The sequence below is a fragment of the Bradyrhizobium sp. ORS 285 genome, assembly GCF_900176205.1.
GTDB lineage: Bacteria > Pseudomonadota > Alphaproteobacteria > Rhizobiales > Xanthobacteraceae > Bradyrhizobium.
Genome location: NZ_LT859959.1, coordinates 6,690,080 through 6,714,158 on the forward strand (window position 1 = coordinate 6,690,080; position 24,079 = coordinate 6,714,158).

Below are 24,079 nucleotides of genomic sequence, written 5' to 3' on the forward strand. Positions count from 1 at the left end.
CCCCCCAACGCGCTCTTGCCAGGTCCGCCCATCAGTCGCGGTCGCCTGAAACGATAAGACTGCGCGGGAGCAGATCCCGCGCAGTCGAATGCGAATGGTCCTGCGATGCAGGCGGAGAAACAGCGCCCTTACTTCAGGACGCCCTTTTCCTTGTAGTAGCGGATCGCGCCCGGATGCAGCGGCACTGGGCTGTCCTGCGCGGCCGTCTCCAGCTTGATCTCCTTGCCGGCGGCGTGCGCGTTGGCGAGCTCGGGCAGCGACTCGAAGATCAGCTTGGTCATCTGGTAGGCGAGATCGTCAGAGACCGCCGAGCTGGTGACGAGATAGTTGATCACGGCCGCGGTCGGCACGTCCTTGTCCTGGCCGGTATAGGTGTTGGCCGGGATGGTCGCGGCCACGAACGGCGCGCCGATCTTGTCGACGACCTCCTTCGGCACCGACACCACGGTGATCGGCGACGACGTCGACAGGTCCTTCAGCGAGGCGACGCCGAGGCCGGCCGATTGCAGGGTTGCGCCGAGCTGGCGGTTCTTCATCAGATCCACCGATTCCGCGAAGGGCAGATACTCCACCTTGCCGAGATCCTTGTAGCTCATGCCGGCTGCGGCCAGGATCGCGCGCGAGTTCAGCTCGGTGCCGGATTTCGGCGCGCCGACCGACAGGCTCTTGCCCTTGAGATCCGCCAGCGTCTTGATGCCGGACTCGGCGGTCGCGACGATCTGGATGTAGTTCGGATAGATCGCGCCGAGCGTGCGCAGCTTATCCAGCTTGGTCTTGAAGCCGGCCTCCTCCTCGCCGTTCCAGGCGGATTTCAGGGAGTCGCCGAGCGCAAAGGCGAGTTCGCCGCGGCCCTGCTGCAGCAGGATCAGGTTCTCGACCGAGGCCTTGGTCGCCTGCACCTGTGTCTTCACGTTCGGGATCTTGTCGCCGTAGATCTTCCCGATCGCGACACCCAGCGGATAATACACGCCCGAGGTGCCGCCGGTCAGCACGTTGATGAAGCTCTGGGCCTGTGCCGCGGGGGCCGCGAGCAGGCTGGCGGCGGCCAGGAACAATCCGGTTGCAGTGCATGAGACTTTAAGGAAACGCATCGGTCCTCCCATTGATTTTGCCGGCAAATTGGACGGATGCAGCGGCGGGGTCAACCCATCCGAAAGACTGGCAGCGGCGCACGGCGCGGCTGCGCAGCAGCTCCGGGGCCGTAAGGCAGAACTCCGCCCCATGCTTCAACCCAGCATTGACGGCGCCGCTTCCTTGAACCGCAGATCCGCCAGGGCGCCGCGGCCGCGACATGCCGTCAAGCCGAGTGAATCATTGGAACGTCATGTCGACGCATTTGGAAATGTCGGAGCCGAGGCCCGAGGAGATGGTGATGCAGCCGCGCAGCTTCTGCTGGGTGGTGTCGGCCACCCAGATCGAATAGCCGCCATTGCCGAAGAAGGAATTGGTGTTCGCCGGCTCGGTCTCGGTGGCATCGAACTCGTATTTCGAATCGGTGTCGAACACGCGCGGCTTCTTGATGCAGCTGCCATCGGTCTGGACGTTGAGGACTTCCTTGTTGTCCCGGGTCAGCGACAGCGACACCTGGCAGCGGAAATACTCCGATGTCTTCGCGTTGAAGAGATAGGCGTAGGACTTGCAGACGGCGGTATTGAGCTTGCCGGCGGACAGGCCGCGGCTGCAGGCAATGCGCTGGTTATTGGACAGCTTGAAGTCGTCGGCCCGGGCGGCGGATGCCAACATCACCAGTGACAGCGCCGCACCCCAACCGATCTTCGTGACGAGGCTCATCCGAATCATCCCCCAAATCGCTTCTTGGCATTTGTTTCTAAACCACGCTGCAGGATAATCGCGAGATCGGCGAATGGAAATTCCGTCAGGCGCCCCCGCGCGCTGACGGCGTTGACCTCGCAATCACGTTCGTGATTTGTTCAAGACAATTGGGAAGTGGAGGAGGACATGACGAGCCCGGTTCTGAAAGCCCTGATGATCCTGGGGGCGCTGTGCGCGCTGGCAAGCGCAGCCCAGGCCGCGCCGCCCGAGCCGTGGGATCTCAAGCCCGACATGGGCTACGCCTATGGCAAGGACGGCAAGACGCTCGCCTACAAGATGGGCACCAAGAACGCCGACATGCTGCTGAAGGGCGCCAAGAAGGTGCCGAAGGGCACGCTGTTCTTCATCGGCCAGAACGGTCAGCTCTACATGCGCACCGCGCCCTATCTCGAAGGCGACGGCAGCTTCTCGTTCGGCGCGGACGAGTGAGTTCGCCTGTGACATAGGGCCCAATCGCGCCTCATCAACGGTGTCGTCCCGGCCTCCGAGCCGGGACCCATAACCACCGTCCTCGGTTGGCGAGCACGCTGGAGCTACGCTCTTCGCAATCACAACGCCCTGTGGCTATGGGTCCCGGGTCGGCGCCTTGCCGTCGCGTTGCGACGCCAAGGCTTGCCCGGGACGACGGCGGTGGATGTGGTGCGAGCGCGTTTCGCTCGCTCCAGCGATGGCAAGACACTTCTCAGAACGCCGCCGCCAGTTCCTTCGCGCCCGGCAGACTGCTCAGCGAGTCCATCCTCGAGTCAGTGACCGCGAGCAGCTTGGCCACCGTGTTATGACGCACGGCGACAGGATTGCGCTCGTAGCCGCCGCGCTGGAAGAAGTTGGCGGTCGGCACCTGGTCGCGCATCTCCTGCGGCATGGTCACCATGTCGAAGCCGGTGCCGTCGCCGGTCAGGTTCATCATCTCCAGCTCGGCGGCCGAGAGCGGCCGCGTGTAACCCTTGGCGCGCGCGAACAGCACCGAGGTCAGCAGCTTGTGGGTCTGCAGCATCGGCCCGACGTCGATGTCGAGCACCATCGCATGCATCGCCCAGCCCTGCTGGGTGTTGCCGATCTTCTCATGCGCCGACCATTCGTCGGGGACCGATCGCGCGATCGCGACCATCTTCTTCAAGACGGCGAGCTTGTGCTCCATCGCGCCGCGCGCCGGGCCTGACGTTTGCGCCACGCGCTCGCCGAGCAGGCGGATGAACAGCGGCCCTTGCTCTGCCAGCAGCTCGACCGTGTTGGTCGTGAGCAGCTGATTGTAGCCGATCGCGGTCGAGATCGCCCGGTTGCCCTTGAACCCCGACTGCGAGTCGTGGCGACCGTTGCCGCCGGTCTCGAAGGAATAGACGCGGACCGCCTGCTCGCGGGTCAGTCCCGACGCCGCTGCGAAGCGCGCATACGCGCGCTTGAAATCGACGTCGTTGGTCGGCCGCTGCGGCGACCATTGGAAATGCTCCTGCGCCGCCTTGAGGAGATCGGAGACCACGGGAATGTATTTGCGCTCGCGCGGCTCCCCCTCCGGCTCCGGCTCGGGATTCACCGGCCGCTTCGGCCCCGTATAGACCGGCGGCTGTTCCAGCACGTAGTCGTCGAGCCCGATCGGCTGGCGGTCGCGGCGCTTGGCATTGCGGATGCGGCGCTTGTCGGAGATGGCCTTCCAATAGGCGCCCGCCTCCTGGTCAAACTCCGCGCGCGCCTGCTGATATTCAGCCAGCCTGCGCTGATACTCGGCAATTGCGGCCGGCGAGGCCATCTGCGCCAGGGCCTCGCGCGAGGCTGCGGCCGGAGCGGGTTCCCCGGCGAACAACGGCGGCGCGCTTGCGACGGCGCAGGCGAGAATCAGGGCAAGCTTGCGAATCGGCTGGTGCAGCATGCCGTCCTTGTAGCCGAAACGGTGGTTACTTCCAGGCAAACACCGGCTGTTCCAGTTCGTGGACGCGCGTGTCACGACCAGCCAGGACCTCGCGGAACTGATAGATCAGCGCGGCCGTGGGTGCGTGGATCAGGCCCTCCCGAGCGTGAAAGCGGATCACGCGCCGCGTGCTTTCGGCAATCGCTGTGAAATCGAACGCGTCGTCCACGGTGATTGCATCCAGCCCGATCCGATGCACCGAGGCGACCTCGTCCGGGTTTGGCCGGAGCGTGCGGCCATTGGTCGCCCAGAGGACCACGGGGGTGATCAGGTAACCCGACCGGGTCGGATAGTCGTCGAGCAGGCCGAGCACGGCGTCCGGCGCAAGCTTCAGCCCAAGCTCTTCCTCCAGCTCGCGCAGAGCGCCTTCGACCGGCGTCTCGCCGGCGTCGCAGCGCCCGCCCGGCAGCGCCCATTGGCCACCATGGCTGCGCAGGCCGGACGCACGCAGGGTGAGCAGCAGCGCGGTGGCGCCGGTGTCATCATGCGGGGCCAGCGCAATCGCCACCGCCGCCCGCTTCAGGGACGACACTTGCGCCACTGCATCCTGGCGCACGAAACGCCCGCAACAGCGCTGGATTTTCCGTCGTGTGGCATCGTCGAACGGCATGGCCATGCAGCTTGACTACACCAGCCCCGCGGCGGATGAAACGACCACGTGCCGGCCTGCGGCACTGACCGGAGGGGTGTCCAACATGACGAAATCGGCCGCGGCAAAGATGAAGTCCGAGGGCTGGGAAATCGTCGACACCTCCGGCTTCCTGCATCTGATCGGCCCGCTGTGGCAGCGGATCGTCGACGATGTCCACGAATACGCGATTCAGACCGAGGACAAGCACCACAACCGCCGCGGCCTGGTCCAGGGCGGCGTGATCATGACGCTCGCCGACCGCAGCTGTGGCATGACCGCCCGCTACGCCGCCGGCAAGGAGCACATGGCGACGATCCAATTCGACACGCATTTCGTCGAGTCCGGCAAGATCGGCGAGACCCTGGTGTCGCGGCCACACGTGGTGCGGATCACCCGCAGCCTGGTGTTCATCACCACCGAGGTCACGGCCGCCGATCGCGTGATCGCGATGGCTTCGGGCGTGTTCAAGATCCTGAAGAGCGAGTGAGCCGCCTCTTTCTCAGCCGTCATTGCGAGGAGCAAAGCGAGAAGCAATCCAGGGTCGCGCGTTCAGCCCTGGATTGCTTCCGCCTTCGCCCTGCGGGCTTCGGCGGACACGTCGCTGCGCTCGCAATGACGCTCTGAGAGAGCTATTCTACCCACCCCGTCCGCGGGCGGTGATGGTTTGAAATGAGGCAAGAATGCAATATCGCCAGCTCGGCCGTTCCGGCCTAAAAGTGTCGCCGATCTGCCTGGGCACGATGATGTTCGGCGGCCCGACCGACGAGGCGACCTCGGGACGCATCATCGCGAAGGCGCGTGACGCCGGCATCAACTTCATCGATACGGCAGATGCCTACAACAAGGGCGCCTCGGAAGAGGTCGTCGGCCGCGCCATTGCGCAAGAGCGCGGCCGCTGGATCGTCGCGACCAAGCTCGCCAATCCGATGGGCGACGATCCGAACCGAGCCGGCCTGTCGCGCCGCTGGGTGCTGCAGGCAGCGGATGAAAGCCTGCGTCGTCTCGGCACCAGCCACATCGACATCTATTATCTCCACAAGGAGGACCACGCGACGCCCCTGGCGGAGACCGTACGCGCGATCGGCGACCTCCTGCGCGCCGGCAAGATCCGCTATTTCGGCGTCTCGAACTACCGCGCCTGGCGGGTCGCCGAGATCTGCAATCTCTGCGACGCGATGGGCATCGACCGTCCCGTGGTCAGCCAGCCCTATTACAACGCGATGAACCGCATGCCGGAGGTCGAGCATCTTCCGGCCTGCGGCTATTACGGCCTCGGCGTGGTCCCCTACAGCCCGCTGGCGCGGGGCGTGCTCACCGCCAAATACACCCCTGATGCGCCGCCCGACAAGGAAACACGTGCCGGCCGCAACGACACCAGGATGATGCAGACGGAGTGGCGGCCAGAGTCGTTGAAGCTCGCGCAGGAGATCAAGCGCCACGCCGAGACCAAAGGCTTTACGCCCGGACAGTTCGCAGTGGCCTGGGTGCTGAACTCGGCCTTCATCAGCTCGGTCATCGCCGGCCCTCGCACAGAAGCGCAGTGGGACGACTACATCCGCGCGCTGGACTATCCGTTCGCGGCCGACGACGAGGCGCTGATCGACCGCCTCGTGGTCACCGGCCACGCCTCGACACCCGGCTACAACGATCCGGCCTATCCGATCGAAGGCCGCAGGCCACGGGTGGGCTGACATGGAAGAGGATCGCTACGGCCTGCCGCTGTCGACCGCCTCCGCTGATGCGGCGGCCGCCTATCGCGAGGGCATGGATCTGCTGCTTGCGTTCTGGCCCGGCGCGACGGATGCGTTCGAGCGGGCGATCATGCTCGATCCGGATTTCGCGCTGGCGCATGCCGCCCGCGCCCGCATTCACGCGATCTACCAACAGCGCGAGGCGGCGTTGCAGACGATCAAGCGGGCGCGGGACCTCGTCGCCAGGCGGGGCACGGAGCGCGAGCAAAGCCATGTCGCGACCCTGGTGCTCGCCATCGAGGGGCGCGGCGGCGAGGCGCTGACGTCGACGCTGACACATCTCGCGAGTTGGCCGCGCGACGCCATGATCATGGCGCTGCCGCTCGGCGCCTTCGGCCTTCTCGCCTTCTCCGGGCGCGCCGATCACGATGCCGCCCGCCGCGATCTCTGCAACACCTTTGCTGCCGCCTATGGCGAGGACTGGTGGTTCATGTCCAATCACGGCTGGGCGCTGACGGAGGCCGGCGATGTGACGCAAGGGCGCGCCATCACCGAGCGCAGCTTCGCGCTGCGCCAGCACAACGCCTATGCCGTGCATGCGCTGCTGCATGCGATGTTCGAGGCGGGCTCGCTGGACGAAGCTGATGCCCTCGTCGACGGGTGGATCGGCGACTACGATCGCACGGGCATGCTGCACGGTCACATCTGCTGGCACCAGGCGCTCGGCGCGCTGGATCGGGGTGACGCCGCGAAGGCGTTGGCGGTCTACACCGACGTACTGGTGCCGACGATGGACACGGCGCCGCCGCTGAACACGCTGTCCGACTGCGCCTCCCTGCTGTGGCGCCTGATGGCCGAAGAACAGCCGGTGCCGTCGAACGCATGGGCCGATATCTCGGCCTATGCGAGCAATCGCTTCACGAGCTCCAGCCTGGCCTTCGTCGAGATGCATCTGGTGATGATCGCCGCCGCCATGCATGACAGCGCCGCGCTCAAGGGGCGTCTCGCCGCGATGGAGCGGCGGCTGGCCGAGGGCAAGCTGCCCGCCGGCCGCATCGTGCCGCACATGCTGCGGGCACTCCGGGCCTTCGCCGACGCCAATTGGCGTGGCTGTAGCCGCGAGCTCGCGCCTGTGATGGGCGATCCCGCCCGCATCGGCGGCAGCCATGCGCAGCGCGAGGTGATCGAGGACACCTACATCCTGGCCCTGATCCGCAGCGGCGATCTCGTCAAGGCGCGCGAGGTCCTCGACGCCCGCCTGCACCGCCGCCCGTCAGCACGCGATACGAGGTGGCGACAGCTCACCGGCGCCTGAGGACGGCTAACCCTCCGTCTCCAGCCCCGTCGGCATCGGCACGTTCTCCGGCCGCAGCTTGAGGCCGGCGGCGAGCGCCACGGTCTCGAGCAACGCGGCAAAGTCCTTCTCCAGATAGGCAGCCGGATCTGGCTGCAACGAAGCCGCCCCGACATGGGCCTGCAGCGCTTCGCGGGTCGCCGCTGTCACGGGCATCGCGAAATCGAGCTGGCGCGCTGCGGACAGACCGAGATCGAGGTCCTTGCGCAGCAGCGTCGGCGTGAAGGTCGTAGTCCAGTCGAGATTGACCAGCGCGTTGCTCTTGTACTTGGTGAAGGTCGAGCCCATCACGCTGGCATTCATGAAGTCGAGGAAGGCGTGGCGGGGAACGCCGGCCTTCTGTGCGAGAATGGTGATCTCGGCGAGGTTCTGGATCACGACACCGAGGAAGACGTTGTGCGCAATCTTGCAGATGCGCGCGAGCTCGCCCTCGCCGACATAGGATACGCCGGAGACCGCGATCTTCGCCAGATACGGCTCGATGGCCTCGAACGCGGCCTTCGGACCTGAGACCACCGACGACAGCTTGCCGGCCTTGACGCATTTGCCGTTGCCCGAGACTGGCGCGCGCACGAACGCACAGTCGAGCCGCTTCAGTCTCGCGTCGATGGCCTCGGACTGCTCGACACCGATCGAGGAGCAGTCGACCAGGATCTTCGGACGCGGACCCGAGCCTGACGCAACGAGGCCGTTGTCGCCGAAATAGACCTGCTCGAGATCCTTGCCCGTGGACACCATCGAGAACACGATATCGCATGACGCGAGGTCGCTCGGATGATCGACGATGACGCCGCCTTTTGCCGCGAGCGGCTCGGCCTTGGCGCGGGTGCGATTGTAGATCGACAGCTTGTGCCCGGCCTTCAGCAGGCGCTCGGCCATCGGGTAGCCCATGCGCCCCATGCCGATCCAGCCGAGCGAATGCGTCGTGGTCATTGTCATCTCCTCGTCCTACTGATCACTGTCTCCGTCATTGCGAGGAGCGAAGCGACGAAGCAATCCAGGAGTCACGACTGCCGCCCTGGATTGCTTCCGCCTTCGCCCTACCGGGCTTCGGCGGACACGTCGCTTCGCTCGCAATGACGAAAACACAGGATACCTATACCGGCCACTGTCTATTCGCTCAGTAGCGGTTGGCGATCGGCAGCTCTTCCGCGGGAAAACGCGTGATCACCTGGCAGCCCTTGTCGGTGACCACGACCTCCTCCTCGATACGCGCGGCGGAGAAGCCGTCTGTCGCCGGACAGTAGGTCTCCAGCGCGAACACCATGCCGGTCTTGATTTCCATCGGATTGTCTAACGAGACGAGCCGCGAGATGATCGGACGCTCATGCAACGCGAGGCCAAGGCCATGGCCGAACTGCAGGCCGAACGCCGCCATCTCCGAGGGGAAGCCGAACTCCTCAGCTGCCGGCCACACCTTGGCAACGGTGTCGGTCGAGACCCCCGGCTTGATCAGCGCGATCGCATTGTCGAGCCATTCGCGACACTGCTTATAGGCGTCGTGCTGCGCCGGCGTGGCGCGGCCGACATTGAAGGTGCGGTAATAGCAGGTGCGGTAGCCCTGATAGGACTGCAGGATGTCGAAGAACGCCTGGTCACCCGGACGCAGGATGCGGTCGGTGAAATTGTGCGGATGCGGATTGCAGCGCTCGCCGGAGATGGCGTTGATGGCCTCGACGTCGTCGGAGCCCATCTCGTAGAGCATCTTGTTGGCGAGGGCGACGATGTCGTTCTCGCGCACCCCCGGCTTCAGATTCTCGTAGATCGAGTGATAGACGCCGTCGACCATGGCGGCGGCCTGGTTCAGCAGCATGATCTCGTCGATGTTCTTGATCTCGCGCGCGTCCAGCATCACCTGCTGGCCGTCGACGACCTTCATGCCGGCCTTCTGCAGCTCGAAGAACATCGCGGTTTCCGCCAGGTCGACGCCGACCGGCATGTCGGCGACGCCAGCCGCGCGCAGCAGGCTCATCACCTCCTCGGCATGGGCCTTCATCAGCCCGACGGCCGGCGGCACCGTGCCGCGCATGCCGAGCATGCCGGCGCGGCAGTTCTCCGGCGCCAGCCAATCGCAGAACATGCGATGGTGCACGGCGGCCGAGCCGAAATCCCACACGATCGGCTCGCCGTCGCCGGCCAAGAGCGCAAAACGACAAAGCTTGTCGCGCTCCCACTCGCCGATCTTGGTGCCGGAGACGTAACGGATGTTGTTGACGTCGAACAGCAGCAGCGCGCCACAGCCCGAATTTTTCAGGGCCTGGCGTGCCCGCGCCAGCCGGTATCGCCTGAGCCGGTCGAAATCGACGCGGCGCTCGAAATCGACCGAGACGTGGCCATGCGAGGGAATGGCGCGGCTCCAGCGCCAATGCGGATCGAGATGCTCCGGGCTGACCAGATGGGGCTTCAGCGCGCTGGCTGTCATGTGGACGTTTCCCGTTCAGTTATTGCAATCGATTGCATAAGCGGATTTATTGCACGCACGTTAAGGGTGTCAAGGTAAGACAGGGTGGAAACGTTGCTGCGCCGCGAGATCGGAGGCTGAACATGAAGGGCACGTTGCGACCGGCGAGAGGCCCGAGGATGACTGCCTCCGCACGCCCGACGATCAAGGACGTGGCCGCCCGCTGCGGCGTGCATCCCTCGACAGTGTCGCGCGCGCTCAGCCCGGCGATGAAGCATCTGGTCGCGACCGAGGTCGCCGACCGCATCCAGGCCGCCGCCAATGCGATCGGCTATCGGCTCAACATGGCGGCCAAGGGTTTGCGCACCGGACGCAGCGGCCTGATCGGCGTGCTCGCGCCTGACATCGCCGACCCCGGCTTTCCACCTGTGTTGTCTGGCATCGCCGATCACCTCAATGCCGAGGGCTATGCGACGATCGTCGTCGACGTCGGCAGCAAGGGCTCGGAGCAGGATCTCGTCGATCGCCTGATCGCGCGCGGCGTCGATGGCCTCGTGCTGGCGACGGTGAGCTTGCGCGACGATGTCGTGAAGCATTGCCTGGATGCGGCGCTGCCCGTCGTGCTGGTCAATCGCGTCGATGCCGCCGGGCAGCTCCCATCTGCCGCCAGCGATGACGCCGCGGGCATGCGGCTCGCCGTCGAGCATCTCGTCGCGCTCGGTCACCAGCGCATCGGCCATATCGCCGGCCCTCAGGAGATTTCGACCGGCGCGCGGCGCCGCGAGGGCTTCGAGGCCAGCGTCAAGGACGCCGGCCTGCCCGCCCGCTACACGCCCGTCGAGATCGCGGAAACCTACACGCGCGCGGCCGGCCGCGAAGCGGCGCTGCGCCTGCTGGTGCGCCGCACCAGACCGACGGCGATCGTCGCCGCCAACGATCTGCTCGCGCTCGGCGTCTATGATGCGCTCGCCGCGCGCGGCCTCGCCTGTCCCGGCGATGTCTCCGTGGTCGGCCACAACGACATGCCGTTCGTCGACATGGTGTCGCCGCCGCTCACCACGGTGCGGATCGCGCAGCGCGACATGGGCGAAGCCGCGGCACGGCTGCTGCTCGCGCGGATTGCCGCGCCCGGAGCATCGAGCGAGCACATCGTGCTTGCACCGGAGCTGATCATCCGCGACTCAGCCATCGCGCGCGAGCACTGACAGGCCGGCAGCGGACCGCTACACTCGACGGTCGAAACATAACAGGAGGACGCCGATGACCGAGATGGTCAACCTGGAGGCACTCGTCGCCTCGATCGCACCGGGACAATCGATCGCGATTTCGGTCGACCGCGCCGGCGTCTCGATGGCGGCGACGGCGGCGATGATCGAGGCCGGACTCACCGGCCTGCATCTGGTCTGCGTACCGATCTCGGGCCTGCAGGCCGATCTCTTGATCGGCGCCGGCGTTGCGACTGTGGTGGAGACGAGCGCCGTCTCGCTGGGTGAAGCCGGCGGCGCGCCGCGCTTTTCAGCGGCCGTGCGCAACGGCAGCATCACCTTGCGCGATGCGACCTGCCCCGCGATCCATGCCGGCCTCCTGGCCGGACAGAAGGGCGTGCCATTCATGCCGATCGCCGGCATCATCGGCAGCGACCTGCTCCAGGTGCGTCCCGACTGGAAGGTGATCGACAGTCCGGTCGGCGAGCCTGGCAAGATCGTCGTCGTGCCCGCGATCACGCCGGATGTCGCGCTGTTTCATGCGCCGGAGGCGGACCGCTTCGGCAATGTCCGCATCGGCCGCTATCGCGAGCTGGCGACCATGGCGTATGCGTCCAAGCGCACGCTGGTCACTGTCGAGCGCATCACCGATCGCGACTTGATGGCCACCGAGGATTCGGCGGCCGGTGTGCTACCCTCGCTCTACGTCGACGCCATCGCGGTGGCCGAGAACGGCGCCTGGCCGCTGCCGCTGTGGGACGAATACGAGACCGACGGCGCGGAGCTTTCGCGCTATGCCGCGATGGCGCGCACCGACGAAGGTTTTCGCGCCTATCTCTCGGCGTTCCTGAGCCGCAGCACGCAGGTGGCCTGATCATGCAGGACGATCGCGCGCGCAAGGAACTGCTCATCACCATCATCGCCGACCTGCTCGATGGCATCCGCCATGTTGCGGTCGGCGCCTCCTCGCCAATCCCGGCCGCTGGCGCGATGCTGCTGCGCGCCCGCAACGAACAACAAGGCAAGCCGCCGATCAGGATCTCGATCCTCGGCTCCAGCCGGCACAATTTCTTCACCAATGGCGGCGTCGAGCTGTTCGACTGCGCGGCGCAGGGGCGCGTCGATGCGTTCTTCCTTGGCGGCGGCCAGATCGACGGCGCGGGGAATATCAACCTGGTCGGCACCGGCGACTATCCGCGCATGGACGTGCGCTGGCCGGGCTCGTTCGGCTCGGCCTATCTCTATCACCTCATCCCCCGCGTGATCCTGTTTCGCGAGGAGCATTCGCCGCGCGTGCTGGTGCCGAAGGTCGACTTCGTCAGCGCCGCCGCCGTCACGCCGGAGGTGAAGCGCCGCGGCGGGCCGCATGCGCTGCTGACGAATCTCGCGCTGTTCGACTTCGACCGTAACAGCGGCGGCTTCCGGCTGCGCTCGGTGCATCCCGGCTACTCGGCCGAGGACGTCCGCGACCGCACCGGGTTCGACTACGAGATACCGGCGATGGTGCCGCAGACGACTACGCCCGACCGCGCGACAGTCGAACTGATCCGCGGTCGAATCCTGGACGAGCTCGCTGAATGCTATCCAGAGTTCGCGCGCGCGATGGCCGCGGCGGCTTAGCTCACTGCACGCCTGCGCGCGTGATCACCCGTCCCGCGCGCGCATTCTGGTGCGCGCCTTGCCACCAGGTCAGCGCGCCGTTGACGATGACGGCCTCGATGCCGGCGGCGGGCACGCAGGGATCATCATAGGTCCCGCTGTCGCGCACGCTGGCGGCATCGAAGATGGTGATGTCGGCGTGGTTGCCGACGGCCAGCCTGCCGCGGCCCTTGATGCCGAAATTCTGCGCCGTCAGCCCGCTCATCTTCCAAACGGCGGTCTCCAGCGAGAACAGTTCGAGCTCGCGGCAGTAGTAGCCGAGCACGCGCGGGAATGTGCCCCAGAGCCGCGGATGCGGGCGCTCGCCGAACGGCAGACCGTCGGAGCCGATCATGGTCGGCTCGAAGGCGAGGATGGTCCGCACGTCGGCCTCGTCCATCGAGAAGTAGATCGCCGACGCCGGTTGCAGCCGCTTGGCGGCTTCGAGCCGGTCGACGCCCCATTCGGCTGCGATGTCGGCGAGATCGCGGCCGGCGACCTCGGGATGCGGGCCGGACGCGGCGACCACGACCTTCACCTGCAGCTTGGCCGGGTCGGTGTGCAGCATCGTCGAGGACGCATTGTAGGGATAGCAGTCGAGCGCCACGCATTGACAACTCATCGCCTTGGTGATCAGCGGCAGCGTCTCCTTGGTGCGGCCGAAATTCGCCGGGCCCACTACCTTGTGGTGCGAGATCACGACCTGGACGTCGAGCGCCTCGCCGATGGCAAAGCTCTCCTCCAGCGACTTCACCACGTCGTCCGCCTCGTTGCGCATATGCGTCGCATAGACGCCGCCGCTGCCTGTCAACGGACGGCAGACCTCGATGATCTCCTCGGTCGACGCCGCCTCGGCCGGCGGATAGAACGTGCCGGTCGAGACGCCGATCGCGCCGGCATCCAGCGCCTCCTGCACATGGCCGCGCATCTCGGCCACTTCGCTTTCGGTCGCCGCACGGCCGAGATCATTGACGACGGAAGCACGCAGCGCGGTGTGGCCGACCATCGGCGCGACGTTCACCGCCGACGGCGCCGCGCGCAAGGCTGCGACATAATCCGCGAACGAGGCATACTCCGCCACGCGCCCATCGCCGGGCGACAGCAGGCCGAGCGGCATCGGCCGCGGCGAGCCCGGCTTCAGAGGCGCAATGCTGACACCGCAATTGCCTGTGACGACCGAGGTCACGCCCTGCGACACCTTGCAGGTCATGCCGGGATCGACCAGCACCGCGCTGTCGTCGTGGGTATGCGCGTCGATGAAGCCCGGCGCGACGATCCGGCCGGACGCATCGATCACGCGCTGCGCATCACCTGCGACCTCGCCGATGGCGACGATGCGGCCGTCCTTGATGCCGACATCCGCCGCGAAGCGCGGCGCGCGCGTGCCGTCGATGACGGTGCCGCCGCGAATGATGAGATCGAAGGACGTCGGTTGATCGGTCATGAGCTTGGTCTCGCTGGGAACTGCAGAACTATCCAGGAGCCGTTTGCGTGCGTCCAGCATCATCCGCATGTCATGCGCGCCGGGCTGGACTGCGCTTCAATAGGCCGGTCCCATTTTCTGAGACACGGGATCGTGAGACGGATCGCGGCCGGCCTTGATACGCCTCAACGGCGCGCAACCTCGCTTGCGCCACTCTCCCTCCAGCAACCCTGGCGGAGGAGCCCTCATGAAAGCCCTGGTCTATCACGGTCCCGGTCAGAAATCCCTGGAGGAGCGCCCGAAGCCTGCAATTCTCGAGCCCGGCGATGCCGTGGTCAAAATCCTCAAGACCACGATCTGCGGCACCGATCTTCACATCCTGAAAGGCGACGTGCCGACCTGCACGCCAGGACGCATTCTCGGCCATGAGGGCGTCGGCGTGGTCGATGCCGTGGGCAGCGCCGTGCGCGCGTTCAAGCCGGGCGACCACGTCATCATCTCCTGCATCTCGGCCTGCGGCACCTGCGATTATTGCCGCCGCGGCATGTATTCGCATTGCCGGAACGGCGGCTGGATCCTCGGCCACAAGATCGACGGCACCCAGGCGGAATATGTGCGGACGCCGCATGCCGACACCAGCCTCTATCACGTGCCCGCCGGCACCGAGGAGGACGCGCTGGTGATGCTCAGCGACATCCTGCCGACCGGCTTCGAATGCGGCGTGCTCAACGGCAAGGTCGAGCCGGGCGCGAGCGTAGCGATCGTCGGCGCCGGCCCCATCGGCCTGGCGTCGCTGCTCACCGCGCAGTTCTACTCGCCGGCCGAGATCATCATGATCGACCTCGACGACAACCGCCTCGAGGTCGCCACCCGCTTCGGCGCCACCAGCGTCATCAACAACAGCGACGGCAAGGCCGTCGAGAAGGTGATGGCGCTGACCAATGGCCGCGGCGTCGACACCGCGATCGAGGCGGTCGGCGTGCCCGCGACCTTCGTCACCTGCGAGGACATCATCGCCCCCGGCGGCATCGTCGCCAATGTCGGCGTCCACGGCGTCAAGGCCGACCTGCATCTGGAGAAGCTGTGGGACCGCAACATCGCGATCACCACGCGGCTGGTCGACACCGTGACCACGCCGATGCTGCTGAAGACGGTGCAATCCAAGAAGCTCGAGCCGAAGCGGCTGATCACGCATCGCTTCAAGCTGGACCAGATCCTCGACGCCTATGAGACCTTCGGCGCGGCTGCGAAAACGCATGCGCTGAAGGTGCTGATCGAGGCATGAGACCTAGGTCTCGGTGTGTTGCGCTTCGATCGTTGCAGCTACTACTCCGGCGCGACGCGACATGGAAGGCTTCCGCATCGACGGTGCGCTCCCTCTCCCGTCCTTCACGGGGGCGCGACGAGTTCCGCTCGCGCTGAGAGGGTTGGGGTGAGGGGCAGACGCACCCACCGACATCGCGGAGAGCCCCCCTCACCCGGATTGCATCTGACCATGCAATCCGACCTCTCCCCGCGCGCGGGGAGAGGTAAGGAGCGAGCAAGCCGCGCGATCCTCGCATCAAAAAAAGCCGTCACCCCGCCGGACGCCGCTGCGCCACGATCTGGCGGTACAGCTCGGCATAGCGTCCCGCCCGATGCCGCCATGACACGTCCGTCAGCATCGCGTTGAGCTGCATGCGGGTCCAGTTCGAGGCGTTGCTGCGCGCGGCGTAGAAGGCGGCGGCGGCGCGGCGCAAGGTCTGGTCGAGCGCCTCGGCGGTCACAGCCGCGCACTTGAAGCCGGTAGCCGCAACGCCGGCTTCCGTCTCGTCGATCACGGTATCGGCCAAGCCGCCCACCGACGTGACGATCGGCAGCGCGCCATAGCGGAGCGCACAGAGCTGCGTCAGGCCACATGGCTCGAACCGCGACGGCACCACCAGCGCGTCGCAGCCCGCCTGGATCAGATGCGCAAGCTGCTCGTCATAGCCGATGAGAACGCCGATCTGCCCCGGGTGGCGCGCGGCGGCGGCGCGGAAGGCGTCACGTAGTTCGGCCTCGCCATCGCCGAGCAGCGCCAGCTGGATGCCGGCGCTGGTCAATGTCGGCAGGCAGGACAGCAGCAGGTCGAGCCCCTTCTGCGAGGTCAGCCGGCTGACGACGCCGAGCAGGAAGGTCTCGGGCGACACCTGCAGCCCCATGCGGGTCTGCAGCGCGGCCTTGTTAGGCGCCCGCGCCTCGAGCTTCTCGATGCCGAAATGCGACGGGATCGCCGGATCGCTGCCGGGATCCCACACATGGGTGTCGATGCCGTTGAGGATGCCGACGAGATCGGTCGAGCGCTGGCGCAGCAGGCCGCCGAGCCCCATGCCCTGTTCGTCGCTCTGGATCTCCCGCGCATAGGTCGGCGACACCGTCGTGATCTTGTCGGCGAATTGCAGCCCCGCCTTCAGAAAGCTGATATCGCCGTAATATTCGAGGCCGTAGATCGAGAACGATTCCGGCGGCAGTCCCAACGGCGGCAGGAAGTGGCGCGGGAAGCGGCCCTGGAACGCCAGATTGTGCACGGTGATGACCGTGCCCGGATGCGGCCGATGGCTGTAGAGCAGATACGCCGGGATGAGCCCCGCCTGCCAATCGTGGCCATGGACGATATCGGGCACGAAGCTCGGCACCGCACCGAGGCCGATATAGGACGCGGCGCGCGCCAGCGCGGCGAAACGGAATGGGTTGTCCGGCCAGTCCTTGCCGTCGGGCCCGAGATACGGGTTGCCCTCGCGATCGTAGAGATGCGGCGCGTCGAGCACGAACAGATCGAGCGCGCCATGGCTGCCGCCGAGCAAACGCGCATTGCCGCCGAAGAAGTTCGGCAGCGAACTGATCTCGCTCGCCTGCTCCAGCGCCTTCATCACGGCGGGATAGCCAGGGATCAAGGTGCGGACCTCGACATCCTCCGCCATCAGCGCCCATGGCAGCGCGCCGGCGACATCGGCGAGGCCGCCGGTCTTGATGATGGGATAGACCTCGGACGCGACCGACAGAACGCGCAGTGGCGTCATGAATTGAGCCCATCGATCATCGGCTGAGTGATCAGGGTGACGCCGTTCTCCGTGGTCCTGAAGCGCTTGGCGTCGAACTCCGGATCCTCGCCGACGACCAGCCCTTCAGGGATCTGCACGCCGCGATCGACCACCACGTTGCTCAGCCGCGCGTGCCGGGCGACGTTGACGTAAGGCAGCAGCACCGCGTTGTGCACCTTCGCATAGGAATGCAGATGTGCGCCGGTGAACAGCAGCGAGCGCTGCACCGAGGCGCCGGACACGATGCAGCCGCCGGACACCAGCGAGCAGGTCGCCTCGCCGCGGCGCCCGCCGTCGACATGCACGAACTTGGCCGGCGGCGTGATCTCGGAATAGGTCCAGATCGGCCAGGAGCGGTCATAAAGATCGAGTTCGGGCACGACATCCGTCAGGTCGAGATTGGCGGCCCAATACGCGTCGACCGTCCCGACGTCGCGCCAATAGCTGCGGGGATCGTGGCCGGCGCGGACGCAGGACCGCGAGAACTGGTGCGCCACCGCGCGGCCGTTCTTGACGATGTAGGGGATCAGGTCACGACCAAAATCATGGTTGGAGTTCGGATCGGCCGCGTCGCGCTTCAGTTGCTCGAACAGGAATTTGGCATCGAACACGTAGATGCCCATGCTCGCCAGCGAGACGTCCGGCTTGCCCGGGATCGGCGGCGGATCGGCCGGCTTCTCGATGAAGTCCCGGATGGTCTCGTCTTCGTTGATATGGATGATGCCGAAGCCAGAGGATTCCGCCCGCGGCGTCTCCAGGCAGCCGACCGTGACGTCGGCGCGCTGGTCGACGTGCTGCTGCAGCATCAGCTCATAGTCCATCTTGTAGATGTGGTCGCCGGCCAGCACCACGATGTATTTGGTGTTGTAGGTCTCGAGAATGTCGATGTTCTGGTACACGGCATCGGCCGTTCCGACGTACCACATGGTCTCGGAGACGCGCTGGCTGGCGGGCAGAATGTCGAAGCTCTCGTTGCGCTCGGGGCGGAAGAAGTTCCAGCCGTTCTGCAGATGCCGGATCAGGCTGTGCGCCTTGTATTGCGTGGCCACGGCGATCCGCCGGATGCCGGAGTTGACGGCGTTCGACAGCGCGAAATCGATGATGCGCGACTTGCCGCCGAAATAGACCGCGGGCTTGGCGCGCCGGTCGGTCAGCTCCAGCAGGCGGCTGCCGCGTCCGCCAGCCAGCACGAAGGCCAGCGCATGACGGGACAGCGGTTCGGTCCTGGCGGCTGGTGCCATATGTCTCCTCCCTGCAACTCGTTGTCGCGTCACGATTCCGCGGGCCCGTGGCGGCCGCCGCGGGGTCTCGCGTCAGCTTCCGGTCCTCTCATATGACGGGGAAATAGCCAACCAGTTCCCAATGCGGAGTGCAATGGGGTGCTTCAGCCCAGGCGATCCCAGGTTGCAGCCATCTCGCTCCATCGCGGCGGGTCGGCGCCCTCGCGCGTGCAGGTGACGGCGGCACAGGCGCCGGCAAAGGCGAGCACCTTGCGCAACTCGGCTTCGCCCAAGCCCTTGAGCGCCTCCCGGCTGATCCGTCCGAGCTTGCGCAGGGCAAACAGCATCCCGGCCTGAAAGGTGTCGCCGGCGCCGATCGTATCGACGACATTAACCTTGGGCACCGCAACTTCCACCGCGCCGGCTTGGGCGTGCCAGCCGAGCGCGCCCTTCGGCCCGCGGGTGATGACGACGAGGCTGGTGCCACCCGCCAGCAGCGCCGCGGCGCGTGTCGCATAATCGTCATGACTATGCAGATAGTCGAAATCGACATCCGACATCTTGATCAAATCGGCGCGTGCGGCAAACTCGTCCATGCCGACGACATAGGCAGCCTTGTCGGCCACGAGGTTCGGCCGGCAGTTCGGGTCGAACGAGATCGTCACCGCCCCCTGGGTCGCGTCGATCAACGCGCGCGTCTCTCGGGCGCCCTGGTCGTGGATCAGCGTGGTCGAGCCGACATGGATGGCGTCGATGTCGGCAAAGGCAATGCTGCCCGGCCGGAACGTCCAATTCCGCGCCGCGGTCTCGGCATCATAGAACGCGTATTGCGCCTCGTTGCCGACGTGACGGACGAAGGCGAGCGTGGTCTGGTCGGAGCTGCGGCTGGCATAGCGGAGGTCGACGTCCGAGCCTTGCGCATGCGCGGCGATCATGGTGCCGAACAGGTCGGTCGAGATTCCGCCGACGAAGCCGGTCGGCGCGCCCAGCCGCGCCAGGCCGACCGCGACATTCAGGCAGGAGCCGCCAACGACAGGCCTCAGCACGTCTCGTCCGTCAGCCAATTTTGCCGGCACGAAATCGATCAGCGCATCGCCACAGCTCAGGATCATGGTCAGCCCTCCCCCATCGGCCCTCGTGTGAGCACGCGTCCGCGCGGCGACGCGACTCCACCTCGCCCCGCTTGCGGGGAGAGGTCGGATTGCATCGAAAGATGCAATCCGGGTGAGGGGGACTCTCCACGCACCGCGCTCGTGGAGAGTCCCCCTCACCCCAACCCTCTCCCGCAAGCGGGGAGAGGGAGCGCACCGTCCGTGCCCTCAAGAGCCTGGATCCGATGTCAAGATGCGTGCTCGCGCCCGCCACCGGCCCCTTGCATCACGGAACGGCTGTCGCGATCAAGCGTCCGCAGCATCCCGTGGATGCGGCGCTTGCGGCGGTGGAAGTCGGCAATCCCTGGCTCGGTCGGATCGCTGAGGCGGCCGAGCGTGGACATCGACGCCATCGTCTCGCCGATCGAGCGGAAGGCGCCGCTGGCGACGGCCCCTAACATGGCCGCACCGAGCAGCACCGGCTCCTGCGTGCCGGGCAAGGCGACCGTCAGCCCGGTCGTATCGGCCATGATCTGCCGCACCAGCGGGCTTCGCGAGGCGCCGCCGGCCATCACCAGCGTCCGGCTCGTGACGCCGTTGGCCGCAAAGGCATCGATCACGTCGGCGAGTCCATAGGCCAGGCCGCACAGGCCCGCGACGAACAGCCGCTCCATCGCGCCGATATCGGTGTCGAGGTCGAGCCCGGCGATGACGGCACGCGAGTCCGGATCGGCATAGGGCGAGCGGTTGCCGAGAAACTCGGGCAGGATGTGAATGTCACGCGCGAGCAGCGCCGCCGCGCCGACGCTCGGCGTGCGGGCCATGATCCGCTTCTCCAGGAAGCTGATCAGGTCGAGGCCTTCGGAGCGGGCTGCGGCGGTTGCCTCGGTAGCCGCCGGATGCGAGCGCAGCAGATGATCGATCGCGGCGCCCGCAGCCGACTGTCCGCCCTCGTTGAGCCAGAAGCCGGGCACCATGCCCTGATAATACGGCCCCCACACGCCGGGCACGAAGGACGGCGCCCGCGTCGTCGCCATGATGCAGGCCGACGTCCCCATGATGTAGGCGAGGCGATTGCAGACATCGACCTCGCCGCCATCAGCGGCGCGCCCGCCGATCGCGCCGATGCCGCCGGCATGCGCGTCGATCAGCGCCGCCCCGACCGGCGTGCCCGCGACGAGGCCCAGCTCCGCCGCGGCCGCGCGCGACAATCCCTGACCAAGCGGCGTGCCGGGCGCGACGATCTCGGTGCCGATCCGCGCGTAGTCCTCCGTGACGAAGTCCTCAAGACCGATGCGGCGGAAATAGTCCTCGCTCCAGCGCGCCTCATGGGCGAGATAATTCCACTTGCAGGTGACGGTGCACATCGAGCGCGCCGTCGAGCCGGTCGCCCGCCAGGTCAGGAAGTCGGCGAGATCGAAGAAGTGTCCGCCCGCGTCGAAGCTCGCGCGCAGATGCCGCTTCAGCCAGAGCAGCTTCGGCATCTCCATCTCCGGCGAGATCGAGCCGCCAACATAGCGCAGCACCTCGTCCCCAGACGCGTTGATGTCGCGCGCCTCGGCCAGTGCACGATGATCCATCCAGACGATGACGTTGCGCGCGGCATCGCCGCAGCCGTTGACGGTGACCGGCGCGCCGCGCGGATCGAGCGCCACCAGCGAGCACGTGGCATCGAAGCCGATGCCCTTGACCAGCTCCGGCGCAAGGCCCGCTTCCGCCAGCGCGGCTTTGACCGAGGCGCAGCAGGCGCGCCAGATGTCGTCGGACGACTGCTCGACGACATCGCCGGCCTCATGCCAGGTCTGGATCGGATGCCGCGCTGCCGCAAGCAGGCGGCCGGTCTCATCGAAGACGCCGGCGCGCGTGCTGCTCGTGCCGACATCGACACCGACAAACGCACCCCCGACAGAGGCCTGGACCATGTTTCGCTCCCGTCAATTTTGACGCGAGCTTACCAGCAAGTATAGCCGCCATCGACAACGACGACGCTGCCGGTCATCAAACTTGCCGCCTCCGAAGCCAGGAACAGCACCACCGAGGCGATCTCCTCGACCTGCCCCATGCGCGCCATCGGGGTTCCGCCGATCCAGGCGTCGTACATGCGCGGATTGCTCTTCACGAAGGCGTTGAGGGGCGTCTCGATATAGGTCGGCGCGACCGCGTTGACGCGGATGCCGCGTGCGCCCCATTCGGCGGCCAACGACTTGGTCAGATGGTGCACCGCGGCCTTGGAGGCGTTGTAGAACGACTGCTCCTGCGGCTTGTTGACGATGAAGCCGGACATCGAGCCGATATTGACGATGGTGCCGCTCTTGGCGGCCAGCATGTGCTTGCCGAAGGCGCGGCAGCACCAGAAGGTGCCGTTGAGATTGACGTCGAGCACGTTGAGCCAGTGCTCGTCGGTGACGGTCTCCGCCGGCGTCTCGCTGCGCGCAATGCCGGCGTTGTTGACGAGGATGTCGACCTTGCCGTGGCGCGCGACGAGATCATCCGCCACCGCGCTCACTAGCGCCGAATTGGTGACGTCCATCAGCGCGGTCTCGGTGGTGAAGCCCTTGGCCTTCATCGCCGCCTGTGCGTCCGCGGCTGCCTTGGCATCGCGATCGGCGATCACGACATGCGCGCCTGCCTCCGCCAGCGCCTCGACGCAGGCCAGGCCGATGCCCTGCGCACCGCCGGTGATCAGCGCGGTCTTGCCGTTCAGCTTGAATTTTTCCAGATACATCGTCGTGGTCCGTGGTTGTCGTTGACGCCCGGAGGGGACGTCACCTCTCATGCGAAGATGGAATGGCCGCTCTCGTCGAAGCGATAGATGCGGTTCGGCTCTGGCTTGAGCGTCACGGCATCACCGGCGCTGAGCCGCTTCTCGCCGACACAGCGCACCGTCAGCGTGCCCAGCGCGCCGGCATCGACATAGAGGAAGGTGTCGCTGCCGAGATGCTCGGCGATCAGCACCTTGCCGCGCCAGCCCTCGCCGCCGTCCTCGACGATGCCGATGTGCTCAGGCCGCACGCCGATCGTCGTGGCCCCGCGCTGCGAAGCTTCCGCGCCGACGATGAAGTTCATCTTCGGCGAGCCGATGAAGCCGGCGACGAACAGATTGGCGGGTCGCTGATACAGCTCGATCGGCGAGCCATATTGCTCGATGCGGCCGGCGTTCAGCACCACGATCTTGTCGGCCATGGTCATGGCCTCGACCTGGTCGTGGGTCACGTAGATCGCGGTCGTCCCGAGCTGCTTCTGCAGCCGCGTCACCTCGAGCCGCATCTGCACGCGCAGTGCTGCGTCAAGGTTCGACAGGGGTTCGTCGAACAGGAACGCCTTGGGCTCGCGCACGATGGCGCGGCCGATCGCAACGCGCTGGCGCTGGCCGCCGGAGAGCTCGCGCGGCTTGCGGTCGAGATAGGGCGTCAGGTTCAATGTCGCCGCGGCGGCCTCGACCTTCTGGTTGATCTCAGCCTTCGGAAGCCCGGCCATCTTCAGGCCGAAGGCGATGTTGCCGCGCACGCTCATATGCGGATACAGCGCATAGGACTGGAACACCATCGACAGGCCGCGCTTGGCCGGCGGCACGTCGACGACGTTGTTGCCGTCGATCAGGATGCGTCCGCCGGAGACATCCTCCAGCCCCGCGATCAGCCGCAGCAGGGTGGTCTTGCCGCAGCCGGAAGGACCGACGAACACCACGAAGGCGCCGTCGGGGATGTCGAGGTCGGCGCCCTTCATGATGTGGACCGGCCCGAACGATTTCTGCACACCTTCCAGCGTGATCCGTCCCATGATTCAGCCCCTCTATTACTTCACTGCGCCGAAGGTCAGCCCGCGCACGAGCTGCTTCTGGCTGAACCAGCCGATGATCAGGATCGGCGCGATCGCGAGCGTCGAGGCCGCCGACAGCCGCGCCCAGAACAGGCCTTCGGGGCTCGAATAGGAGGCGATGAACGTCGTCAGCGGCGCCGCCTCCAGGGTCGACAGGTTCAAGGTCCAGAACGCCTCGTTCCAGGCGAGGATCAGATTGAGCAGCAGGGTCGAGGCGAGACCGGGGATCGCCATCGGCGTCAGCACATAGATCAGCTCGCGCCCGATCGTGGCGCCGTCCATCCGCGCGGCTTCGAGGATGTCCTTCGGGATCTCCTTGAAGTAGGTGAACAGCATCCAGATCACGATCGGCAGATTGCCCAGGCACAGGATGAAGACGAGCCCGGTGCGGGTGTCGAGCAGGCCCATGTTCTTGTAGATCAGGTAGATCGGCACGAGCACGCCGACCGGCGGCATCATCTTGGTCGAGAGCATCCAGAGCAGGATGTCCTTGGTGCGCTTGGTCGGCGAGAACGCCATCGACCATGCCGCCGGAATCGCGATCAGCATCGCGATCAAGGTCGAGCCACCCGCAACGATCAGCGAGTTCAGCGCGTGGTGCAGATAGTCGCTGCGCTCCTGCACGGTGACGTAGTTCTCGGTGGTCCAGTGGAAGAACAGGAACGAGGGCGGCGTCGCGAACGCCTCCAGCTCGGTCTTGAAGCTCGCCAGCACCATCCACAGAATCGGGAAGAAGATCACGAAGCCGGCGAGCCAGGCGCCGAGCGTTGAGATCACGACATGACGTCCGCTGACCTTGCGCGCCATG

The 24,079-nt window shown here is 66.3% G+C and carries 22 protein-coding genes; 8 read left to right on the forward strand and 14 right to left on the reverse strand.

Annotation, left to right across the window (positions count from 1 at the left end; translation table 11 throughout):
- Positions 1-128: 128 nt before the first annotated feature.
- Both BRAD285_RS29910 and BRAD285_RS29915 read right to left on the reverse strand, forming a co-directional pair.
- Positions 129-1,091 (reverse strand): TAXI family TRAP transporter solute-binding subunit, encoded by a 963-nt coding sequence (locus BRAD285_RS29910; protein WP_006613141.1) that lies wholly within the window; start codon positions 1,089-1,091, stop codon positions 129-131.
- Positions 1,092-1,311: 220 nt separating this feature from the next.
- Positions 1,312-1,791 (reverse strand): hypothetical protein, encoded by a 480-nt coding sequence (locus BRAD285_RS29915; RefSeq protein ID WP_035647230.1) that lies wholly within the window; start codon positions 1,789-1,791, stop codon positions 1,312-1,314.
- A 168-nt stretch (positions 1,792-1,959) separates the two neighbouring features.
- Between BRAD285_RS29915 and BRAD285_RS29920 the strand changes: the two genes are divergently transcribed.
- Positions 1,960-2,262, forward strand: coding sequence for a hypothetical protein (locus BRAD285_RS29920; protein ID WP_006613139.1), 303 nt, complete (start codon positions 1,960-1,962; stop codon positions 2,260-2,262).
- 253 nt (positions 2,263-2,515) lie between these two features.
- Here BRAD285_RS29920 and BRAD285_RS29925 read toward each other — a convergent pair whose 3' ends face one another.
- Positions 2,516-3,697, reverse strand: a complete 1,182-nt coding sequence (locus tag BRAD285_RS29925) for a hypothetical protein (RefSeq protein WP_006613138.1) — start codon at positions 3,695-3,697, stop codon at positions 2,516-2,518.
- Between the two features lie 25 nt (positions 3,698-3,722).
- On the reverse strand, positions 3,723-4,352 hold the full coding sequence (locus tag BRAD285_RS29930) for a CoA pyrophosphatase (protein WP_006613137.1): 630 nt from the start codon (positions 4,350-4,352) through the stop codon (positions 3,723-3,725).
- A 79-nt stretch (positions 4,353-4,431) separates the two neighbouring features.
- On the opposite strand from BRAD285_RS29930, the gene BRAD285_RS29935 reads away from it, so the two are divergent.
- From BRAD285_RS29935 to BRAD285_RS29945, 3 genes are all read left to right on the forward strand, one after another.
- On the forward strand, positions 4,432-4,854 hold the full coding sequence (locus BRAD285_RS29935; RefSeq protein ID WP_006613136.1) for a PaaI family thioesterase: 423 nt from the start codon (positions 4,432-4,434) through the stop codon (positions 4,852-4,854).
- A gap of 193 nt (positions 4,855-5,047) precedes the next feature.
- A complete protein-coding gene (locus tag BRAD285_RS29940) occupies positions 5,048-6,058 on the forward strand; it encodes an aldo/keto reductase (RefSeq protein ID WP_006613135.1) in 1,011 nt (336 codons plus the stop codon).
- A gap of 1 nt (position 6,059) precedes the next feature.
- Positions 6,060-7,373, forward strand: coding sequence for a tetratricopeptide repeat protein (locus BRAD285_RS29945; RefSeq protein WP_006613134.1), 1,314 nt, complete (start codon positions 6,060-6,062; stop codon positions 7,371-7,373).
- Between the two features lie 6 nt (positions 7,374-7,379).
- Here BRAD285_RS29945 and BRAD285_RS29950 read toward each other — a convergent pair whose 3' ends face one another.
- Positions 7,380-8,345 (reverse strand): NAD(P)-dependent oxidoreductase, encoded by a 966-nt coding sequence (locus BRAD285_RS29950; protein ID WP_006613133.1) that lies wholly within the window; start codon positions 8,343-8,345, stop codon positions 7,380-7,382.
- A gap of 187 nt (positions 8,346-8,532) precedes the next feature.
- The gene (locus BRAD285_RS29955) at positions 8,533-9,834 is read right to left on the reverse strand and encodes a Xaa-Pro peptidase family protein (protein ID WP_006613132.1); all 1,302 of its coding nucleotides are present in this window, start codon (positions 9,832-9,834) and stop codon (positions 8,533-8,535) included.
- A 209-nt stretch (positions 9,835-10,043) separates the two neighbouring features.
- Here BRAD285_RS29955 and BRAD285_RS29960 point away from each other — a divergent pair, with 209 nt between their 5' ends.
- From BRAD285_RS29960 to BRAD285_RS29970, 3 genes are read left to right on the forward strand one after another with little or no spacing between them, the layout of a single operon-like run.
- The gene (locus BRAD285_RS29960) at positions 10,044-11,018 is read left to right on the forward strand and encodes a LacI family DNA-binding transcriptional regulator (protein WP_006613131.1); all 975 of its coding nucleotides are present in this window, start codon (positions 10,044-10,046) and stop codon (positions 11,016-11,018) included.
- A 55-nt stretch (positions 11,019-11,073) separates the two neighbouring features.
- Positions 11,074-11,892, forward strand: a complete 819-nt coding sequence (locus BRAD285_RS29965; RefSeq protein WP_006613130.1) for a CoA transferase subunit A — start codon at positions 11,074-11,076, stop codon at positions 11,890-11,892.
- 2 nt (positions 11,893-11,894) lie between these two features.
- Positions 11,895-12,638 carry a CoA transferase gene (locus BRAD285_RS29970; RefSeq protein WP_006613129.1) on the forward strand — a complete coding sequence of 248 codons (744 nt, stop codon included), beginning with the start codon at positions 11,895-11,897 and terminating at the stop codon, positions 12,636-12,638.
- A gap of 1 nt (position 12,639) precedes the next feature.
- Here BRAD285_RS29970 and BRAD285_RS29975 read toward each other — a convergent pair whose 3' ends face one another.
- Complete coding sequence (locus tag BRAD285_RS29975; RefSeq protein WP_006613128.1) at positions 12,640-14,100, reverse strand: amidohydrolase family protein; 1,461 nt, start codon at positions 14,098-14,100, stop codon at positions 12,640-12,642.
- A gap of 226 nt (positions 14,101-14,326) precedes the next feature.
- Here BRAD285_RS29975 and BRAD285_RS29980 point away from each other — a divergent pair, with 226 nt between their 5' ends.
- Entirely contained in the window at positions 14,327-15,364 is a 1,038-nt protein-coding gene (locus BRAD285_RS29980; protein WP_006613127.1) for a zinc-dependent alcohol dehydrogenase family protein, read from the forward strand.
- Between the two features lie 289 nt (positions 15,365-15,653).
- Here BRAD285_RS29980 and glgA read toward each other — a convergent pair whose 3' ends face one another.
- The 7 genes from glgA to BRAD285_RS30015 all read right to left on the reverse strand — a co-directional run bounded on the left by glgA (position 15,654) and on the right by BRAD285_RS30015 (position 24,078).
- Positions 15,654-17,120 carry a glycogen synthase GlgA gene (gene glgA, locus BRAD285_RS29985; RefSeq protein WP_006613582.1) on the reverse strand — a complete coding sequence of 489 codons (1,467 nt, stop codon included), beginning with the start codon at positions 17,118-17,120 and terminating at the stop codon, positions 15,654-15,656.
- On the reverse strand, positions 17,117-18,382 hold the full coding sequence (glgC, locus tag BRAD285_RS29990) for a glucose-1-phosphate adenylyltransferase (protein ID WP_006613583.1): 1,266 nt from the start codon (positions 18,380-18,382) through the stop codon (positions 17,117-17,119). Before glgC ends, glgA begins: the two co-directional genes overlap by 4 nt.
- Before the next feature lie 143 nt (positions 18,383-18,525).
- A complete protein-coding gene (locus BRAD285_RS29995) occupies positions 18,526-19,473 on the reverse strand; it encodes a carbohydrate kinase (protein ID WP_006613584.1) in 948 nt (315 codons plus the stop codon).
- Positions 19,474-19,700: 227 nt separating this feature from the next.
- Entirely contained in the window at positions 19,701-21,374 is a 1,674-nt protein-coding gene (locus BRAD285_RS30000; RefSeq protein WP_006611405.1) for an FGGY-family carbohydrate kinase, read from the reverse strand.
- A 29-nt stretch (positions 21,375-21,403) separates the two neighbouring features.
- Positions 21,404-22,177 carry an SDR family NAD(P)-dependent oxidoreductase gene (locus BRAD285_RS30005; protein WP_006611404.1) on the reverse strand — a complete coding sequence of 258 codons (774 nt, stop codon included), beginning with the start codon at positions 22,175-22,177 and terminating at the stop codon, positions 21,404-21,406.
- Between the two features lie 47 nt (positions 22,178-22,224).
- A complete protein-coding gene (locus tag BRAD285_RS30010) occupies positions 22,225-23,232 on the reverse strand; it encodes an ABC transporter ATP-binding protein (protein WP_006611403.1) in 1,008 nt (335 codons plus the stop codon).
- Positions 23,233-23,247: 15 nt separating this feature from the next.
- On the reverse strand, positions 23,248-24,078 hold the full coding sequence (locus tag BRAD285_RS30015; protein ID WP_006611402.1) for a carbohydrate ABC transporter permease: 831 nt from the start codon (positions 24,076-24,078) through the stop codon (positions 23,248-23,250).
- Position 24,079 lies beyond the last annotated feature (1 nt).

Excerpts from the sequence above, each read along its gene's own strand:
- BRAD285_RS29910 (WP_006613141.1), bottom strand. The coding sequence starts at position 1,091 with ATGCGTTTCCTTAAAGTCTCATGCACTGCAACCGGATTGTTCCTGGCC.
- BRAD285_RS29915 (WP_035647230.1), bottom strand. The coding sequence starts at position 1,791 with ATGAGCCTCGTCACGAAGATCGGTTGGGGTGCGGCGCTGTCACTGGTG.
- BRAD285_RS29920 (WP_006613139.1), top strand. The coding sequence starts at position 1,960 with ATGACGAGCCCGGTTCTGAAAGCCCTGATGATCCTGGGGGCGCTGTGC.
- BRAD285_RS29925 (WP_006613138.1), bottom strand. The coding sequence starts at position 3,697 with ATGCTGCACCAGCCGATTCGCAAGCTTGCCCTGATTCTCGCCTGCGCC.
- BRAD285_RS29930 (WP_006613137.1), bottom strand. The coding sequence starts at position 4,352 with ATGGCCATGCCGTTCGACGATGCCACACGACGGAAAATCCAGCGCTGT.
- BRAD285_RS29935 (WP_006613136.1), top strand. The coding sequence starts at position 4,432 with ATGACGAAATCGGCCGCGGCAAAGATGAAGTCCGAGGGCTGGGAAATC.
- BRAD285_RS29940 (WP_006613135.1), top strand. The coding sequence starts at position 5,048 with ATGCAATATCGCCAGCTCGGCCGTTCCGGCCTAAAAGTGTCGCCGATC.
- BRAD285_RS29945 (WP_006613134.1), top strand. The coding sequence starts at position 6,060 with ATGGAAGAGGATCGCTACGGCCTGCCGCTGTCGACCGCCTCCGCTGAT.
- BRAD285_RS29950 (WP_006613133.1), bottom strand. The coding sequence starts at position 8,345 with ATGACCACGACGCATTCGCTCGGCTGGATCGGCATGGGGCGCATGGGC.
- BRAD285_RS29955 (WP_006613132.1), bottom strand. The coding sequence starts at position 9,834 with ATGACAGCCAGCGCGCTGAAGCCCCATCTGGTCAGCCCGGAGCATCTC.
- BRAD285_RS29965 (WP_006613130.1), top strand. The coding sequence starts at position 11,074 with ATGACCGAGATGGTCAACCTGGAGGCACTCGTCGCCTCGATCGCACCG.
- BRAD285_RS29970 (WP_006613129.1), top strand. The coding sequence starts at position 11,895 with ATGCAGGACGATCGCGCGCGCAAGGAACTGCTCATCACCATCATCGCC.
- BRAD285_RS29975 (WP_006613128.1), bottom strand. The coding sequence starts at position 14,100 with ATGACCGATCAACCGACGTCCTTCGATCTCATCATTCGCGGCGGCACC.
- BRAD285_RS29980 (WP_006613127.1), top strand. The coding sequence starts at position 14,327 with ATGAAAGCCCTGGTCTATCACGGTCCCGGTCAGAAATCCCTGGAGGAG.
- glgA (WP_006613582.1), bottom strand. The coding sequence starts at position 17,120 with ATGACGCCACTGCGCGTTCTGTCGGTCGCGTCCGAGGTCTATCCCATC.
- glgC (WP_006613583.1), bottom strand. The coding sequence starts at position 18,382 with ATGGCACCAGCCGCCAGGACCGAACCGCTGTCCCGTCATGCGCTGGCC.
- BRAD285_RS29995 (WP_006613584.1), bottom strand. The coding sequence starts at position 19,473 with ATGATCCTGAGCTGTGGCGATGCGCTGATCGATTTCGTGCCGGCAAAA.
- BRAD285_RS30000 (WP_006611405.1), bottom strand. The coding sequence starts at position 21,374 with ATGGTCCAGGCCTCTGTCGGGGGTGCGTTTGTCGGTGTCGATGTCGGC.
- BRAD285_RS30005 (WP_006611404.1), bottom strand. The coding sequence starts at position 22,177 with ATGTATCTGGAAAAATTCAAGCTGAACGGCAAGACCGCGCTGATCACC.
- BRAD285_RS30010 (WP_006611403.1), bottom strand. The coding sequence starts at position 23,232 with ATGGGACGGATCACGCTGGAAGGTGTGCAGAAATCGTTCGGGCCGGTC.
- BRAD285_RS30015 (WP_006611402.1), bottom strand. The coding sequence starts at position 24,078 with ATGGCGCGCAAGGTCAGCGGACGTCATGTCGTGATCTCAACGCTCGGC.